The 15,057-nt window shown below is 40.3% G+C and carries 31 protein-coding genes; 1 reads left to right on the top strand and 30 read right to left on the bottom strand.

The features are described 5' to 3' along the window. Positions 1 to 310, top strand: a 310-nt coding sequence (locus ACFSVN_RS04685) for a hypothetical protein (RefSeq protein WP_390299371.1), incomplete at its 5' end; no start/stop codon positions are given. 14 nt (positions 311 to 324) lie between these two features. Here the strand turns inward: ACFSVN_RS04685 and rplQ are convergent. The 30 genes from rplQ to ACFSVN_RS04835 form a co-directional block, all read right to left on the bottom strand. Further along, complete coding sequence (rplQ, locus tag ACFSVN_RS04690; protein WP_390299374.1) at positions 325 to 885, bottom strand: 50S ribosomal protein L17; 561 nt, start codon at positions 883 to 885, stop codon at positions 325 to 327. A 21-nt stretch (positions 886 to 906) separates the two neighbouring features. Next, complete coding sequence (locus ACFSVN_RS04695; RefSeq protein WP_390299377.1) at positions 907 to 1,878, bottom strand: DNA-directed RNA polymerase subunit alpha; 972 nt, start codon at positions 1,876 to 1,878, stop codon at positions 907 to 909. Positions 1,879 to 1,902: 24 nt separating this feature from the next. Then, positions 1,903 to 2,508 carry a 30S ribosomal protein S4 gene (gene rpsD / locus ACFSVN_RS04700; protein WP_390299380.1) on the bottom strand — a complete coding sequence of 202 codons (606 nt, stop codon included), beginning with the start codon at positions 2,506 to 2,508 and terminating at the stop codon, positions 1,903 to 1,905. Between the two features lie 18 nt (positions 2,509 to 2,526). After that, positions 2,527 to 2,934, bottom strand: a complete 408-nt coding sequence (gene rpsK / locus ACFSVN_RS04705) for a 30S ribosomal protein S11 (protein WP_390299383.1) — start codon at positions 2,932 to 2,934, stop codon at positions 2,527 to 2,529. A 21-nt stretch (positions 2,935 to 2,955) separates the two neighbouring features. After that, positions 2,956 to 3,333, bottom strand: coding sequence for a 30S ribosomal protein S13 (gene rpsM / locus ACFSVN_RS04710; protein ID WP_390299386.1), 378 nt, complete (start codon positions 3,331 to 3,333; stop codon positions 2,956 to 2,958). A 20-nt stretch (positions 3,334 to 3,353) separates the two neighbouring features. After that, positions 3,354 to 3,470: a 50S ribosomal protein L36 gene (gene rpmJ / locus ACFSVN_RS04715; protein WP_071594720.1), complete on the bottom strand. Its 117-nt coding sequence runs from the start codon at positions 3,468 to 3,470 to the stop codon at positions 3,354 to 3,356. A gap of 10 nt (positions 3,471 to 3,480) precedes the next feature. After that, complete coding sequence (gene infA / locus ACFSVN_RS04720; protein WP_020404818.1) at positions 3,481 to 3,699, bottom strand: translation initiation factor IF-1; 219 nt, start codon at positions 3,697 to 3,699, stop codon at positions 3,481 to 3,483. Further along, positions 3,692 to 4,501 (bottom strand): type I methionyl aminopeptidase, encoded by an 810-nt coding sequence (gene map, locus ACFSVN_RS04725; RefSeq protein WP_390299391.1) that lies wholly within the window; start codon positions 4,499 to 4,501, stop codon positions 3,692 to 3,694. Before map ends, infA begins: the two co-directional genes overlap by 8 nt. A gap of 1 nt (position 4,502) precedes the next feature. Further along, complete coding sequence (gene secY / locus ACFSVN_RS04730; protein ID WP_390299395.1) at positions 4,503 to 5,816, bottom strand: preprotein translocase subunit SecY; 1,314 nt, start codon at positions 5,814 to 5,816, stop codon at positions 4,503 to 4,505. A gap of 15 nt (positions 5,817 to 5,831) precedes the next feature. After that, positions 5,832 to 6,287, bottom strand: a complete 456-nt coding sequence (rplO, locus tag ACFSVN_RS04735; protein WP_390299445.1) for a 50S ribosomal protein L15 — start codon at positions 6,285 to 6,287, stop codon at positions 5,832 to 5,834. A 19-nt stretch (positions 6,288 to 6,306) separates the two neighbouring features. After that, positions 6,307 to 6,831 carry a 30S ribosomal protein S5 gene (rpsE, locus tag ACFSVN_RS04740; RefSeq protein ID WP_390299398.1) on the bottom strand — a complete coding sequence of 175 codons (525 nt, stop codon included), beginning with the start codon at positions 6,829 to 6,831 and terminating at the stop codon, positions 6,307 to 6,309. 17 nt (positions 6,832 to 6,848) lie between these two features. Next, entirely contained in the window at positions 6,849 to 7,187 is a 339-nt protein-coding gene (rplR, locus tag ACFSVN_RS04745) for a 50S ribosomal protein L18 (protein ID WP_390299401.1), read from the bottom strand. Positions 7,188 to 7,199: 12 nt separating this feature from the next. Further along, positions 7,200 to 7,754: a 50S ribosomal protein L6 gene (rplF, locus tag ACFSVN_RS04750; RefSeq protein ID WP_390299404.1), complete on the bottom strand. Its 555-nt coding sequence runs from the start codon at positions 7,752 to 7,754 to the stop codon at positions 7,200 to 7,202. A 17-nt stretch (positions 7,755 to 7,771) separates the two neighbouring features. Continuing rightward, the gene (gene rpsH, locus ACFSVN_RS04755; RefSeq protein ID WP_390299407.1) at positions 7,772 to 8,164 is read right to left on the bottom strand and encodes a 30S ribosomal protein S8; all 393 of its coding nucleotides are present in this window, start codon (positions 8,162 to 8,164) and stop codon (positions 7,772 to 7,774) included. A gap of 17 nt (positions 8,165 to 8,181) precedes the next feature. Further along, entirely contained in the window at positions 8,182 to 8,451 is a 270-nt protein-coding gene (rpsN, locus tag ACFSVN_RS04760) for a 30S ribosomal protein S14 (protein WP_142456346.1), read from the bottom strand. Positions 8,452 to 8,463: 12 nt separating this feature from the next. After that, the gene (rplE, locus tag ACFSVN_RS04765) at positions 8,464 to 9,015 is read right to left on the bottom strand and encodes a 50S ribosomal protein L5 (protein WP_390299410.1); all 552 of its coding nucleotides are present in this window, start codon (positions 9,013 to 9,015) and stop codon (positions 8,464 to 8,466) included. A gap of 15 nt (positions 9,016 to 9,030) precedes the next feature. Continuing rightward, positions 9,031 to 9,384: a 50S ribosomal protein L24 gene (rplX, locus tag ACFSVN_RS04770; RefSeq protein ID WP_390299412.1), complete on the bottom strand. Its 354-nt coding sequence runs from the start codon at positions 9,382 to 9,384 to the stop codon at positions 9,031 to 9,033. 15 nt (positions 9,385 to 9,399) lie between these two features. Next, a complete protein-coding gene (gene rplN / locus ACFSVN_RS04775) occupies positions 9,400 to 9,768 on the bottom strand; it encodes a 50S ribosomal protein L14 (protein ID WP_390299415.1) in 369 nt (122 codons plus the stop codon). A gap of 24 nt (positions 9,769 to 9,792) precedes the next feature. Next, complete coding sequence (gene rpsQ, locus ACFSVN_RS04780) at positions 9,793 to 10,056, bottom strand: 30S ribosomal protein S17 (RefSeq protein WP_390299418.1); 264 nt, start codon at positions 10,054 to 10,056, stop codon at positions 9,793 to 9,795. Between the two features lie 18 nt (positions 10,057 to 10,074). Further along, positions 10,075 to 10,272 (bottom strand): 50S ribosomal protein L29, encoded by a 198-nt coding sequence (gene rpmC / locus ACFSVN_RS04785; RefSeq protein WP_390299421.1) that lies wholly within the window; start codon positions 10,270 to 10,272, stop codon positions 10,075 to 10,077. A gap of 1 nt (position 10,273) precedes the next feature. Continuing rightward, positions 10,274 to 10,696, bottom strand: coding sequence for a 50S ribosomal protein L16 (gene rplP / locus ACFSVN_RS04790; protein ID WP_390299424.1), 423 nt, complete (start codon positions 10,694 to 10,696; stop codon positions 10,274 to 10,276). A gap of 9 nt (positions 10,697 to 10,705) precedes the next feature. Beyond that, positions 10,706 to 11,467, bottom strand: coding sequence for a 30S ribosomal protein S3 (rpsC, locus tag ACFSVN_RS04795; RefSeq protein WP_390299427.1), 762 nt, complete (start codon positions 11,465 to 11,467; stop codon positions 10,706 to 10,708). A 12-nt stretch (positions 11,468 to 11,479) separates the two neighbouring features. After that, entirely contained in the window at positions 11,480 to 11,857 is a 378-nt protein-coding gene (gene rplV, locus ACFSVN_RS04800) for a 50S ribosomal protein L22 (protein WP_390299430.1), read from the bottom strand. Positions 11,858 to 11,874: 17 nt separating this feature from the next. Continuing rightward, positions 11,875 to 12,147 (bottom strand): 30S ribosomal protein S19, encoded by a 273-nt coding sequence (rpsS, locus tag ACFSVN_RS04805; protein ID WP_290871905.1) that lies wholly within the window; start codon positions 12,145 to 12,147, stop codon positions 11,875 to 11,877. 11 nt (positions 12,148 to 12,158) lie between these two features. Further along, the gene (gene rplB, locus ACFSVN_RS04810) at positions 12,159 to 12,992 is read right to left on the bottom strand and encodes a 50S ribosomal protein L2 (protein WP_390299433.1); all 834 of its coding nucleotides are present in this window, start codon (positions 12,990 to 12,992) and stop codon (positions 12,159 to 12,161) included. Between the two features lie 13 nt (positions 12,993 to 13,005). Then, positions 13,006 to 13,293 (bottom strand): 50S ribosomal protein L23, encoded by a 288-nt coding sequence (gene rplW / locus ACFSVN_RS04815; protein ID WP_390299436.1) that lies wholly within the window; start codon positions 13,291 to 13,293, stop codon positions 13,006 to 13,008. Then, on the bottom strand, positions 13,290 to 13,940 hold the full coding sequence (gene rplD, locus ACFSVN_RS04820) for a 50S ribosomal protein L4 (protein WP_390299439.1): 651 nt from the start codon (positions 13,938 to 13,940) through the stop codon (positions 13,290 to 13,292). Before rplD ends, rplW begins: the two co-directional genes overlap by 4 nt. Positions 13,941 to 13,942: 2 nt before the next feature. Continuing rightward, positions 13,943 to 14,584 carry a 50S ribosomal protein L3 gene (rplC, locus tag ACFSVN_RS04825; RefSeq protein WP_390299442.1) on the bottom strand — a complete coding sequence of 214 codons (642 nt, stop codon included), beginning with the start codon at positions 14,582 to 14,584 and terminating at the stop codon, positions 13,943 to 13,945. Between the two features lie 15 nt (positions 14,585 to 14,599). Beyond that, a complete protein-coding gene (gene rpsJ / locus ACFSVN_RS04830; RefSeq protein ID WP_018128596.1) occupies positions 14,600 to 14,911 on the bottom strand; it encodes a 30S ribosomal protein S10 in 312 nt (103 codons plus the stop codon). A gap of 10 nt (positions 14,912 to 14,921) precedes the next feature. Continuing rightward, the coding region (locus ACFSVN_RS04835) for an EF-Tu C-terminal domain-related protein (RefSeq protein WP_456237586.1) at positions 14,922 to 15,057 on the bottom strand (136 nt) is incomplete at its 5' end.

The raw sequence follows: 15,057 nt of genomic DNA on the forward strand, positions 1-15,057 counted from the left end.
TATATACTCTGTGAGCTCGACCCTACGCTCTTGTCATTTTGTAAATGCAAAAAATTTGCATCAAGAAATTGAACAAGCTCTCGCTCGCACAAACAATCTGATCTATACTTCATTATGTCTAAGAACAAATGTTTCACTGATTGCAAAAATCGTTTGTGAAACAGAAACCAAAGATAAGGTATATTGTGTTCAGATGTCAACTTTATCTTTAAATATTTTTCTTTTTTTTGACATCTGTGTTGGGATAATTCTTTGGCGTATTTATCCCAATAAAAAAGATCCTAAAAATAAATTATCAGGATCTCTATAAAAAAAAGAAAGTAACTATTTAGCTTCTTCTTCAGCTGTGTCTTCTGAATCTTCAGTCGAAACTTCTTCCGATTTAGTTTCCTCTACCGGCTCTTCTTCTTTAGATCTTTCAGTTTTTGACTTGGTCTCCGAAGTACTGGTTGGAGCATTACTCTTTCCTGCTCTACGCGTCTTCTTCTTACCAGTAGAAGCAGATGATGAGCCTTCAGGCTTGATATCATTATAATCAACAAGTTCGATCACTGCCATTTCAGCACCATCACCTTTGCGGTGACCCGCTTTAATTACCCGGGTATAACCGCCGGGACGATCTTTACTTTTTGGCCCAACTTCAGTGAATAATGTTGTAACAGCATCATTGTTTTGAAGAGAAGAAAAGACTTGTCTTCTATTATGATGAGTATCTTCCTTAGCTCTTGTTATCAAAGGCTCGATATAACCACGAAGCTCTTTTGCCTTGGCAACGGTTGTTACAATTCGGTGCTCTCTTATCAATGCCATCGCAAGAGATTGCATTGTAGTTTTACGGTGAGCTGCCGTTCTGCTTAATTTTCTACCTTTTATTCCGTGACGCATAATTAGATTCCTTTATATCTACTAGTCCAAATATTTTGAGACGTCCATTCCAAATTCAAGATTCTTCTCTTCTATAACTTCAACAAGTTCACTTAGAGATTTCTTTCCGAAGTTTCTGAATTTTAGAAGATCTTGCTCATCACGTGAAACCAACTCACCAATTGAATTGATATTTGCAGATTTCAAGCAATTATATGCACGAACACTGAGGTTAAGATCTTCAATACTGGTTCTCAGAAGGTTAGCTACTCGCTGCTTCTCAGCATCCACCTCTTCTTCTTCTTGAGTAAATGGCTCTTCTATTTCTTCCGTAATGAATTTTTCAATGTGCTCTTTCAGGATTTTACCTGCAATAGTAAGTGCTTCTTTTGCATTTACCGAGCCATCAGTCTCTATGTCCATTACTAATTTTTCGTAATCGGTACGTTGACCAACACGAACATTTTCTACATTATATTTAACTGACTTGATCGGAGTAAAGATGGCATCAATAGGTATAAGATTTACATCTTCATCTTCAATAGTCATTTCCTCTGCCGGAACATACCCTCTACCACGACCTACTTTCAATTCAATTTCAAGTTCTGCGTCATCTGCAAGATTTGCAATAACAAGGTCAGGATTCAATACGTCATATTCCGCTGTGGCATCATCAATATCTTTGGCTGTTAGTTCACCTTTTCCACTTTTGGAAATATGAATAACACCAGAGCTTTGCTCAACCTGCTTGAATCGTACTTGTTTGAAGTTCAAGATGATCTCATATACATCTTCTTTCACTCCTTTGATACTAGAATACTCGTGATCAACACCATTTATTTTGACTGCGTTGATAGCAATACCTGGAAGTGAGGAGAGCAGAACTCTACGAAAAGAGTTTCCAATAGTAACTCCGAACCCTCTTTCAAGTGGCTGAAGAACGAATGTACCGAAGTTGTCTTTGTCTTCAACAACGTTAAGGGTTTCTGGCATTTGTATGCTATAGTTGCTCATAATAAGGTCTTAAACTTTTTATAATTACTTAGAATAAAGCTCAACAATAAGCTGAACATTTATATTTTCAGGTATTTCGTCCATTGTTGGAACATACAGCATCTTACCTGATCTCGACTTTGGATCTGTTTCAACCCATTTATACTTGTTTCGTGATGAACCATCCAGGGAATCTTCAATAACTTCTATGTTTCTTGATTTTGGACGAATAGAAACAACATCTCCAGGGCTCATCTCATATGATGGAATATTAACAATACCACCATTCACTACAATGTGCTTGTGTGTAACAAGCTGTCTTGCCTGGCGACGAGTGCGCGCAAACCCCATTCTGTAAACTGTATTATCTAATCGGGTTTCCAGAGCTTGCAGCAAGTTTTCACCGGCAACACCTTCTTTAGCAGAAGCTGCTTTAAATAAATTACGGAATTGCTTTTCAAGCAATCCATAGGTGTATTTTGCTTTTTGCTTTTCTTCAAGCTGAATAGCATACTCAGATTTTCTGTTGAATCTTGAGCGGCCATGTTCACCCGGTCCGTAGGGTTTTCTTTCTAAAGCTTTACTTGGCCCAAAGATTGGTTCTTTGAATCGTCTGGCTTTTTTCTGTTTTGGTCCTCTATATCTTGCCATTATACAATCTTCTTACGATTAAACTCTTCTTCTTTTAGGTGGTCTGCATCCGTTGTGCGGAAGCGGTGTGCGGTCTTTAATGGAAGTAACTTCCAAACCTGAACTCGCCATTCCTCTGACAGCTGCCTCACGTCCTGATCCAGGACCTTTTACAAATACAGCTACTTTCCTTAAACCCATATCGTGTGCTGTTTTTGCAGCAGTTTCAGCGCTTAATTGAGCAGCATAAGGAGTGTTCTTTCTTGAACCCTTGAATCCTTCTTTACCGGCTGAAGACCAAGAAAGTACATTTCCGTCAGCGTCAGTTATTGTTACGATCACATTATTGAATGTCGCTTTAACAAAAGCTAATCCATTAGGATCGCTAATTTGTTTTTTCTTTTTACGCTTTGCAGCTACAGATGCTTTTGGTTGTTTTTTAGCCATGGGTTATCTCAATTACAATTACTACTTAACAGCTTTTTTCTTACCAGCAACAGTACGCTTCTTACCTTTTCGGGTACGCGCATTTGTCTGGGTACGTTGCCCACGAACCGGAAGGCCACGTCGGTGACGAACACCACGGTAACTACCAATTTCGATGAGGCGACGAATGTCTCCATTCACTTCGCTTCTAAGCGCACCTTCAACTTTATATTCTTCATCTATTACTTTACGCAATTCACTTACTTCTTCATCGGTCCAATCCTGAACTTTAGCGTCGTGATCGATACCACAACGATCCAAGATTTCAATAGCCTTAGAGCGGCCAATTCCATAAATATAAGTAAGGCTTATTACGCCTCTTTTCTGTTTAGGTAAATCTATTCCAGCAATACGTGCCATATAAGTAATCTGTTATGCTATTATCCCTGACGCTGCTTATGGCGTGGGTTTTTTTTGTTGATCACGTAAAGTCTTCCTTTACGTCTTACAATTTTGTCGTCTGAACTTCTTTTCTTAACTGATGATCGCGTTTTCATGACAACCTCTTTATTTATATCTATATGTTATTCTTCCTTTGGATAAATCATAGGGTGACATTTCTACTGCCACTCTATCGCCCGGGAGAATTTTAATGTAATACATACGCATCTTACCTGACACATGAGCCAATATTTCATGCCCGTTATCCAGCTCCACACGGAACTGTGCATTAGGTAATGCTTCTATTATTTCTCCATCTTGTTTTATCGGCTCTTGTTTAGCCATAATACAATATGTTTTCTTTTTTATCCGAGAGCTCGGCAATATAATCAAAAGTACTGAGAATTTCAGCCTTTCCTTCACGAACTACTATATCGTGTTCGTAATGAGCTGCCAAGCTCCCATCGGCTGTAACTACTGTCCAGCCATCGTTTAATGTTTTTGTTTTCCAGGAACCCATGGTAATCATTGGTTCTACAGCGAGCGTCATACCTGTTCGCAATCGTTCGCCTTTTCCTTTTTTTCCAAAATTTGGAACGGATGGATCTTCATGCATTGACTTCCCAATGCCATGACCAACCAATTCCCGTACTACTCCATAACCTTCTGCTTCACAATGTGTTTGAACTGCATTTGCCAAGTCACCGATTCTATTTCCGTGAATGGCTTGCTCAATTCCCTTGTAAAGAGATTCAAGAGTAGTCTTCAATAATTTCAAAGCTTTTTCGTCACATTCACCAACTGCGAATGTGTAGGCGTGATCACCAAAATATCCGTTTTTTTCAACACCGCAATCTACGGAAACGATATCACCTTCTTCTAAAATTCTTTCACCCGGTATTCCATGAACAACTTCTTCATTGACTGAAATACAAAGTGTTGCGGGAAATTCATTTCCCTTTGGTCCGTAGCCTTTAAAAGCAGGACGGCCACCTTCTTTTGCAATATATTCTTCTGCTATCCTATCAAGTTTTCCGGTCTGAACACCTGGCTCTATATGTTTCCCAACTTCAGCCAATGTTCTTGAGACAATAAGCGCACTTTCACGCATCTTCTCAATTTCGGATTCACTCTTCAGATAGATCATTTTAAGCTCTTCGCCGACCTTTGATTCTACCTGTTTTCATAAAGCCATCATAATGACGCATCATTAAGTGACTTTCAATCTGCTGAAGTGTATCCAAAGCTACCCCAACTATAATCAACAGACTTGTTCCTCCATAAAAGAGTGCAAAGCCGGGGGTTATTCCAAAAAGACTTACAGCAATTGCCGGCAAAATAGCAACGAATGATAAAAAGATAGAGCCCGGTAAAGTGATCTTAGTTAAAATATTGTCAATGAACTCTACAGTTTGTTTACCAGGTCGAACACCGGGGATGAAACCACCTTGTCGTTTCATGGTATCTGCCATTTCTTTTGGGTTCACTGAAATGGCTGTGTAGAAAAATGTGAAAAACATACACACGAAAAAGAACACGATGGAGTAAACTAATCCGGTAAAATCAACAGACCACTGAGTCAAAAATTGTACTGTTTGATTATCCGGAAAGAATGACCCAATAGTACTTGGAATAAACATAATAGACTGCGCAAAGATAATCGGCATTACACCGGCAGCATTTACTCGAAGTGGTAAATATTGAGTAGTACCTCCATAAACTTTTCGGCCAACTACTCTTTTTGCATACTGAACAGGAATCTTACGAGTTCCCTGCGTTAACATCACAACAGCAGCGATCACTAATATCAATGCTGCTACTTCAATAATTACTAAGATTGCATTAGCACTGGTAGTAACTTCATTGTAGAAACTTGCCGGTAATGCGGCTATAATACCAATCATAATGATCAGTGAGATCCCGTTACCGATACCTCTTTCACTAATTCTTTCACCTAACCACATTACAAATACTGTACCTGCAGTTAGTACGATCATAGAAGTAATAACAAAAGCAAACTCATTAACAACAATAGCCTGTGGAGCAGTCGAGATCAAGTTTATTGAAAAACCAATACCCTGCACAAGGGTAATTCCAACTGTACCATAACGTGTTAAACGAGTGATCTTTCTCCTTCCTTCCTCACCTTCTCGCTGAAGTTTCTGGAAATAAGGAACTACTGCTCCCATCAACTGAATAATAATTGCAGCTGTAATGTAGGGCATGATCCCCAATGCAAAAACACCGGCTCGAGAAAATGCACCACCTACAAATAAATCAAAAAGACCAAGCAAACTACTGGCAGCATTTCCGCTGCTACCAATAAGTTGGTTAGCATCTACACCGGGAAGAGTTATATAACTACCTACCCGATATACCATTAAGATTCCAACCGTATAAAGAATACGATTTTTCAGGTCTTCAATTTTAAATATGTTGCGGAAGTTTTCTATCAGACTCATGCGCCGTCTATACTATTAGTTTTGCACTATAGTTAATGATCCGCCTGCTTTCTCTACTTTTTCTTTAGCAGAATCACTGGCAGCGTGCACTTCAATTTCAATTTTTTGTTCAAGATCGCCACGTCCAAGTAATTTTACTCTGTCACTCTTGCTGGCCAATCCTGCATTTATCAAATCTTCTAAACTAATAGAAGTATTTAATTTACCGGCTTCAATGAATTCCGAAATCGTATGCACATTTATTCCACGATTCTCAGTACGGTTGAAGTTCTTAAAACCAAACTTTGGAAGACGTCGCTGAAGTGGCATTTGACCACCCTCAAACCAGGCTCTTTGTTTGTGCCCTGATCGAGATTTCTGTCCATTGTGCCCACGCCCGGATTGTTCTCCGCGACCTGAACCCTGACCACGCCCTACACGTTTTGTGCCTTTTCTATTCGGGATCGGTGCTTTTAAATTACTTAAGTCCATCATCAATTTCCTTTAGATATTATCCTTCGAATACTTTATTAAGAGAAATACCTCTTCTCTGTGCTACTTCAACAGGATCAGTCAATTCTTTCAATGCAGTAAAAGCTGCTTTCACCATGTTATGGGGATTGGAAGATCCTTGTGATTTTGACAGAATGTTATGCACTCCGGCAACATCCAATAATGATTTAACTGCACCACCTGCAATTACACCAGTACCTTCCGCTGCAGGTCGAAGCAATACTTTTCCTGCCCCGGCTTTACCCACAATTGGGTGGTAGATACTTTTTGTTTTAGTGAGCGGTACACGAATCAAATTCTTCTTAGCATTATCAAAGCCTTTTTGAATGGCATCTGATACTTCATTTGCTTTACCAAGACCATGGCCGCATACACCATTTCCATCACCAACTACTACAATAGCGTTGAAACTGAAACGTCGTCCACCTTTAACAACTTTGGCAACACGGTTTACGTGAACCAACTTTTCTTCAAGGTTGAGGTTTGCAGCAGGTATAGATTGTTTTCTTCTTATTTTAGGCATTGTTTATCCCAATTCAATTAAAAGTCTAATCCACCATCGCGGGCGCCATCGGCTGCGGCCTTCACGATGCCATGATATTTATAACCACTACGGTCAAATACCACTTTATTAATTCCTTTGTCTTGAGCTAATTTCGCAAGTTCAGCTCCGGCTTCCTTAGCATTCTCCACGCCACTTTTGGCTTTAGAGGATACCAATGTTGCACCTGCCATATCATCGATCAATTGCAGGTAAGTATATTTACTACTTTTGTAAATGCTTAATCGAGGTCTTTCCGCTGTACCTTTTATGGTAGAACGAATACGACGCCTGATCTTGTTTCTACGCTCAGTTTTTTTCTGTTGTAACTTATTCATTTTTCAAATCCTCTATTTAGCAGCTGACTTACCGGCTTTACGACGAACCTGCTCACCAAGATATCTGATACCTTTTCCTTTGTAAGGCTCCGGTTTTCTGAATGATCTTATTTTAGCAGAAACCTGGCCAACCATTTCTTTGTCAACACCTGAAATAATAAGTATTGGGTTTTTGCCAGATTTAGTATCTACTTCCATTGAAATACCTTCTGGAGGTACAAAGAAAATAGGGTGTGAGTAACCAAGGTTTAACTCAAGTACATCGCCACTGATGGATGCTCTGAAACCAACACCAATAATTTCCAATTTTTTGGTATAACCTTCTGACACCCCAACAACCGCGTTATTAATTAAAGCACGGAATAAACCATGCAAGGCGCGATTAGATTTTTGGTCATCACTTCTCTTGATAATGAGTTCATTTTCACTCTTTTCAATAGAAATGTTCGGATGAATACGAAGTGTGTTGGTTCCTTTTTCTCCTTTAAAAGTTGCGATATTATCAGCGTTTATGCTGAACTCAACTTTATCAGAAATAGGTACCGGTAGATTTCCAATTCGAGACATAGTTCAAAAACTGTTTATTAATAAATGGTGCACAATATCTCGCCGCCTACATTAAGCTTGCGAGCTTCTTTATCGGTCATTACACCTTTTGATGTTGAAAGAATTACAATACCCAATCCATTTTGAGAACGCGGGACATCTTCTCCACCCTTGTAAACTCTAAGACCAGGTTTTGATAATCTTTTCATATTACGGATCACTGGGTGGCCGTATGAATCATATTTCAGAAACAAACGGATAATTCCTTGCTTACCGTCTTCAATATCTATGTATTTCGAGATATACCCTTTATCTGCCAAGATTTTAGTCATGGCTCGCTTCAGTTTAGAAGCGGGGATATCTACTCTGCGATGCCCGGCTTGTTGGGCATTTCTAATTCGTGTTAAATAATCTGCAATAGGATCTGTCATCGATTCCTTAGTTAAATTTACCAGCTTGCTTTTCGTACACCTGGAATCTTACCAGCAAGGGCAAGTTCACGAAATTTAATTCGTGAAATTCCATATTTACCTACATAACCGCGGCTACGCCCGGTAATGTTACAACGGTTGCGAACCCGAGTTGGGCTGGCATCGCGCGGTAGCTTTTGCAGGCCTTCATAGTCGCCAGCTTCTTTAAGCTTGCGACGTTTTTCAGCGTACTTTTCTACAGTTTCTTTTCTCTTTTTATTACGTGCTATCCAAGCTTTCTTAGCCATAATAGAATATCCTTAATTTCTGGTTTTGAATGGCATTCCAAAGTGCTTAAGCAAAGCGTAAGCTTCTTCGTCAGTTTCGGCTGAAGTCACAAATGTGACATCCATACCGTGAACTTTTGAAACTTTGTCTGTATCTATTTCCGGGAAAATAGTGTGTTCTTTAATACCCATGGTATAATTTCCACGGCCATCAAAACTTTTGTCCGGAACTCCCTGAAAATCACGGGTTCTTGGCAAAGCCAAGTTGACCAGGCGATCCAGGAATTCAAACATAATGCGTTGACGCAATGTTACTTTACAACCGATAGGCATTCCTTCTCGAAGTTTGAAGTTCGATATGGACTTCTTAGCCTTGGTTGTTACCGGTTGTTGCCCGGTAATTGCGGCTACGTTATTTACAACCGTATCTAATACTTTTTTGTCGGTTATAGCATCACCTACGCCTACATTAATTACAATTTTCTGTAGTTTGGGTATGGCCATTGGGTTTTCATACTCAAACTCTTCGCGCAATTTATCGCGAATTTCATCTTTGTACTGTGTATATAATCTTGCTTCAGCCATTGCTTTTTATCTGCGTTATTTGTCCAACATTTCGCCACTAGTCTTGGCATAACGAACCCAACGGCCTTTGCCGTCTTCTTCAATTCGTTTGCGACCAACACGTGTAGGCTCGTCAGTAGTAGGATCGATCACCATCACATTTGAGATGTGTATAGAACCTTCTTTTTTAAGACGACCACCTTGTGGGTTATCCTGGGTTGGCTTTTCATGATGGGTTTTCATATTTATTCCCTCAACGAGCACACGCTCTTTCTTAGGGAACACCATCAATACACGGCCTCTTTTTCCTTTATCGTTACCGGCAATAACTAAAACGTCATCGCCTTTCTTAACGTGTAATTTCTTTTGTTTATTGAACCTGCGTGGCATACTCTAATTCCTTTTTTAAAGTACTTCCGGTGCTAGCGACACGATTCTCATGAAGCTTTTTTCACGAAGTTCTCTGGCCACTGGGCCAAAAATACGTGTACCTACCGGTTCTTGATCTTTGTTAATAATAACCGCAGCATTTTCATCAAATCGGATGTAACTGCCATCCCTTCTGCGGAACTCTTTCTTTGTTCTTACAATAACGGCTTTTATGACTTCGCCTTTTTTGACGTTACCACCGGGTATTGCAGTTTTAACAGATGCGGATATCAAATCACCTACGCGTGCATATCGTCTCTTGGAATCTCCAAGTACTTTAATACACATAAGCTTTCTGGCACCGCTGTTATCTGCTACATTTAATGTTGTATTCGTTTGAATCATCGCTAATTCCTAATGCTCTATTCGTTACTTAGCTTTCTCGACGATCTCAATCAATCGCCATGATTTACGCTTTGAAAGTGGTCTTGTGGACATGATGTGTACTTTGTCACCGATGTTTGCTTCATTGTTCTCATCGTGTGCCATATACTTAGTAGTCTTGGTAATGTACTTTCCATAAATGGAATGTTTTACCTGACGATCTACAGCAACCGTTATGCTTTTATCCATACGGTTACTAACCACATGTCCAATTCTTTCTCGTCTTCGGGCTCTTTCTGTTTGTGCCATAGTTTAAATCCTTATTGCTTATTCAGCACTACTTTTTTCTTTAATGATAGTTACCAACCGAGCAACTTCTCTTCGGTGATTTCTAAGTCTTGCCGGGTTTTCAAGCTGACCGGTAACAGACTTTGTAAACCGAAGATTTTGTAATGCATCACGCTCATCTTTCAAACGTGCTTCTAATTCAGTAAGTGTTAAGTCTCTTAGTTCGTGTGCTTTCATCTTATCCTCCCTGGTAGTCTCTGCGAACTACAAATTTTGTCTTAATGGGAAGTTTATGAGCAGCACGTCTTAAAGCTTCTTTTGCTCTTTCTTCATTCACACCAGCAATCTCAAATAAGATTCTGCCGGGTTTTACTACTGCAACCCAGTGATCTAAAGCACCTTTACCTTTACCCATTCGGGTTTCAGCAGGTTTGCTTGTCATTGGCCGGTCAGGAAAAATTCGAATGAATGTTTGTCCGTCTCTTTGTAATGAACGTGCAATAGCAATACGGCAAGCTTCAATTTGTCGTGAAGTAATGAACTTAGGCTCCATTGCTTTCAGTCCAAAATCACCAAAGTTAATAACATGGCCGCGCGTTGCGTTTCCTTTCAGTTTGTCGCGATGGACACGGCGTCTCTGAACTCGTTTTGGCTCTAACATCGTTTCTTATTAACTGTTTTTATTAGATCGATTTCTGTTTCTGCTCCGTCGGCGACTTCTTCTTCCCTTATCATCTCCGCCTCTTCTGTTTCCACGGCCGGAGTCGGAATCTCTTCCGCTTTGAGTACCAGGGGTCAAGTCAACATCACCAATAATTTCGCCTTTGAAGATCCAAACTGTTACTCCAATTGAACCGTAAATGGTATTTGAAGTAGAAGTTGAGTAGTCAATGTCGGCACGCAACGTATGCAGAGGGATTTGTCCTTCTTTATACTGTTCAGTACGAGCCATTTCAGCACCACCTAAACGTCCTGCGCAACGTACTTTAATACCTTTGGCGCCCATCCTCATTGCTGAAGAAATTGCAGTTTTCATAGCTCTTCGGAATGAAACACGAGCCTGTAACTGCTGTGCTATATTCTGAGCTACCAAACTTGCATCCAGCTCCGGACGTTTGATCTCACTTACATTAATTTGAACTTCTTTGCTGGTTATTTTCTTAAGCTCTTCGCGAAGCAATTCAATCTGCTCACCACCTTTCCCGATAATAACACCAGGTCGGCTTGTTCTAAGCGTAAGCAGAATCCGCTTAGGGGTACGTTCTATAATTACATTAGAGAGACCCCCGTTACGAAGTCTTGTGTGCAAATATTCACGAAGCTTTTCATCTTCAATGATGAGTGCCGGCTGATTATCTTCCGAAAACCAGTTGGAATCCCATCCGCGAATAATGCCTAATCTAAAACCAGTTGGATTTGTTTTTTGTCCCAAGGTATTGTTCGTTTATTCGTTTACACTTTCTTGATCGCGCTTAGCCACTTTCACTGTGATATGGCATGAGCGTTTGTTTATTCGATGAGCTCTACCCATCGGTGCCGGCTGAATTCTCTTCAGCGTCACGCCTTCGTCTACATAAATTTCCTTAATTACAAGGTCTTCATTATCGAAGCGCTCTTCCTGAAATTTGTCTCGCAAATTTGCAGCAGCTGATTTGATCACTTTAATGACATCTTCAGCAGATGCTTTTTTAGTAAATTCAAGTCGTTTAATCGCTTTATCTACTGACATTCCACGTACAGCATCCGCTACAAGGCGAACCTTTCGAGGAGCTTTCCTCAAATGCTTTTGTACTGCACGTGCTTCTAATACTGGAGTATCCATCTCTTATATCCGATTAATTATTTAGCTGCTTTCTTCAATGGGTGGCCACGGAATGTTCTCGTAGGTGCAAATTCACCTAACTTATGACCTACCATATTTTCAGTTATAAACACAGGGATAAATTGTTTACCGTTGTGTACTGCAAGTGTCAATCCCATAAAATCAGGAGTGATCATAGAACTTCGTGACCAGGTTTTGATCACTTTCTTGCTTCCACTTTCTTGAGCTTCATCAATTTTACGCTGAAGCTTATAGTAAACAAAAGGCCCTTTTTTCAGTGAGCGTGGCATACGTTACTTAATTATTTTTTCTTGGTTTTTCTTCTTCTTACAATGTACTTAGAAGACAATTTATTACGATTTCTTGTCTTCTTACCTTTAGCAGATTGTCCCCAAGGTGAACGAGGGTGACCTCCGGATGCCTTTCCTTCTCCACCGCCCATTGGGTGATCGACAGGGTTCATGGCAACACCACGCGTTTGTGGTCTTCTTCCTTTCCATCTGCTTCTACCTGCTTTCGCGATAGTTGTATTCATATGGTCAGGATTACTTGTTTCCCCAACTGTTGCATAGCAAGATCCAAGAATCATTCTCACTTCACCTGATGGAAGCTTTACACTTACATATTTCTCTTGCTTACCAAGTAGTTGAGCACCGGTACCGGCACTTCGGCAAAGGATTCCACCTTGGCCGGGGTTCAATTCAATATTATGTATGAACGTACCTGGAGGCATCTTCATCATTGGAAGAGCATTTCCTAAATCAGGAGCTGCATTGTTTCCTGAGATGATCGTATCTCCAACATTTAATTTATTAGGTGCCAGAATATATCTTCTTTCCCCATCGGCATATGCAATTAGTGCAATTCGGGCAGATCTGTTCGGATCGTATTCGATGGTTTGAACCTTAGCGGGAACATCATGTTTGTTCCGCTTGAAATCGATCATACGATAACGGCGTTTGTGCCCTCCGCCTCTATGGCGAGAAGTTATACGTCCATGTCTGTTACGTCCACCGGTGTTATGTTTACCTGCCAATAAAGCTTTTAATGGCTTATCAGTGGTAATTTCGTCAAACACTGGAGCTATCCTGTGTCTGGTTCCCGGTGTCATTGGTTTTAATTTCTTAGTAGGCATTATTCTCTAATCCTTAAATTTCAGCAAAGAAATCAATTTCGCCTTCTTTGACAGTTACAATGGCTTTTTTCCAGACCTTTGTTCGGCCTCCCTGGTAACCGCTTCGTGTATATCTTCCTTTTGGCTTAGAAGGCATGATCGCGGTATTAACTTTAGCCACTTTTACACCCGGATAAGCAGCTTCAACAGCTTTCTTGATCTCAGGCTTAGTCGCTTTTTTAGCAACTTCAAATGTATATTTTCCTTCTTCTTGAAGTCGGCTTAATTTCTCAGTAATAACTGGTTTTACAATAATACTCATGCTGCCGCCTCTTCAGTTTTTCCTTCAATGCTATTTTCTAATACTGGTAAAGAACTTTCCTGAATCAGTATCACATCTGCATTCATGATCTGATAGGTATTCGGTTTGTAACCTTCCAATACCTGAACTTTAGGAATGTTGCGTGCAGACTTATAAACATTGATATCTGTTTCGCTTGTCAAAATGATCACTTTCTTACCAGAGACCTCAAAAGCCTTAAGCATATCTGAAACTTGTGAAGTTTTAGGCTCATCAAATGAGAAATCCTGAACAACGATAATTCCTTCCGCAGTTGCCTTTAAAGAAAGGGCAGATTTACGTGCAAGTTGTCTGGTTTTCTTATTCATCTTGAAGCCATAATCTCGTGGCTTAGGACCAAATACAGTTCCACCTTTTCTAAGCAGAGGGGATTTTATATCACCACGACGAGCATTACCCGTTCCTTTCTGGCGATACATTTTCTTAGTACTTCCCTTTACTTCAGCGCGCTCCTTGGTTTTAGCTGTACCTTGACGTTTGTTTGCAAGGTGTCTTCTAACATCTTCATAAAGAACCACTTCATTAGGTTCTATTGCAAAGATCGCATCGCTGAGTTCAGCTTTCTTGCTACTTTTTGATCCGTCTATTTTATAAATATCTAATTTCATAACTAATTGATAACAGACGTTTTATTGTGAATTTCTACGTAGCCACCTTTTGGCCCCGGAATAGATCCTGTAACCAAAATCACGTTTGAATCTTCCAGGATGTTAGCGACGCTTAAATTTTTGATCTTAACGCGCTCGTTTCCTGACTGACCGGCCATTCTCATTCCCTTAAATACTTTTGAGGGATCAGATGCATTACCAATTGCACCGGGAGCTCTCAAACGATTATGCTGCCCGTGAGTGGCATCGCCAACTCCGGAAAAGTTATGTCGTTTAACAACACCTGTAAATCCGGTTCCTTTTGAGGTTGCTACCACATCAACAGTATCACCGACGGCGAATACATCACTGATGTTAAGCTCATCACCTACATCAAGTCCTTCAGGGATAAAATCTCTGAATTCTACAACTTGATGCTTAGCAGAAACACCTGCTTTATCAAAGTGACCTTTTACAGCTTTACTTACATTCTTTTCTTTGCGATCAAAAGCAGCAAGCTGAACAGCTGTGTAACCATCTGTTTCTTCTGTTTTGATCTGGGTAATAGCACAAGGTTCAATTTCAATAACGGTTACCGGAATATTCCGTCCCGCGTTATCAAACACGCTTGTCATACCAACTTTTTTTCCTATCAAACCACTCATCGTGTTCGGGTCCTTTTATACTTTAATTTCTACATCAACACCGGAAGGCAATTCCAGCTTCATCAATGCATCAACGGTTTGTGATCCTGTTGAGAGAATATCAATGAGACGCTTATGAGAACGATACTCAAATTGCTCACGTGACTTCTTATCAACAAAAACGGATTTATTAACCGTTATAATGCTTTTACGAGTGGGCAACGGGATTGGTCCCGATACTACCGCACCAGTAGATTTAACAGTCTGAATAATCTTTTCAGCTGATTTATCGATCAGGTTATGATCGTATGACTTCAATTTGATTCTGATTTTTTGTTGTGTTGCCACGATCAGATCCTTAGTCTAAGATTTTAGTTACCACTCCGGCGCCAACAGTACGGCCACCTTCGCGAATTGCAAAGCGCAGTCCCTCTTCCATCGCTACCGGCTGGATGAGTTCCACGTCTAATTTCACATTGTCTCCCGGCATCACC

The organism is Gracilimonas halophila, assembly GCF_042684365.1.
GTDB classification, from domain to species: Bacteria; Bacteroidota; Rhodothermia; order Balneolales; family Balneolaceae; genus Gracilimonas; species Gracilimonas halophila.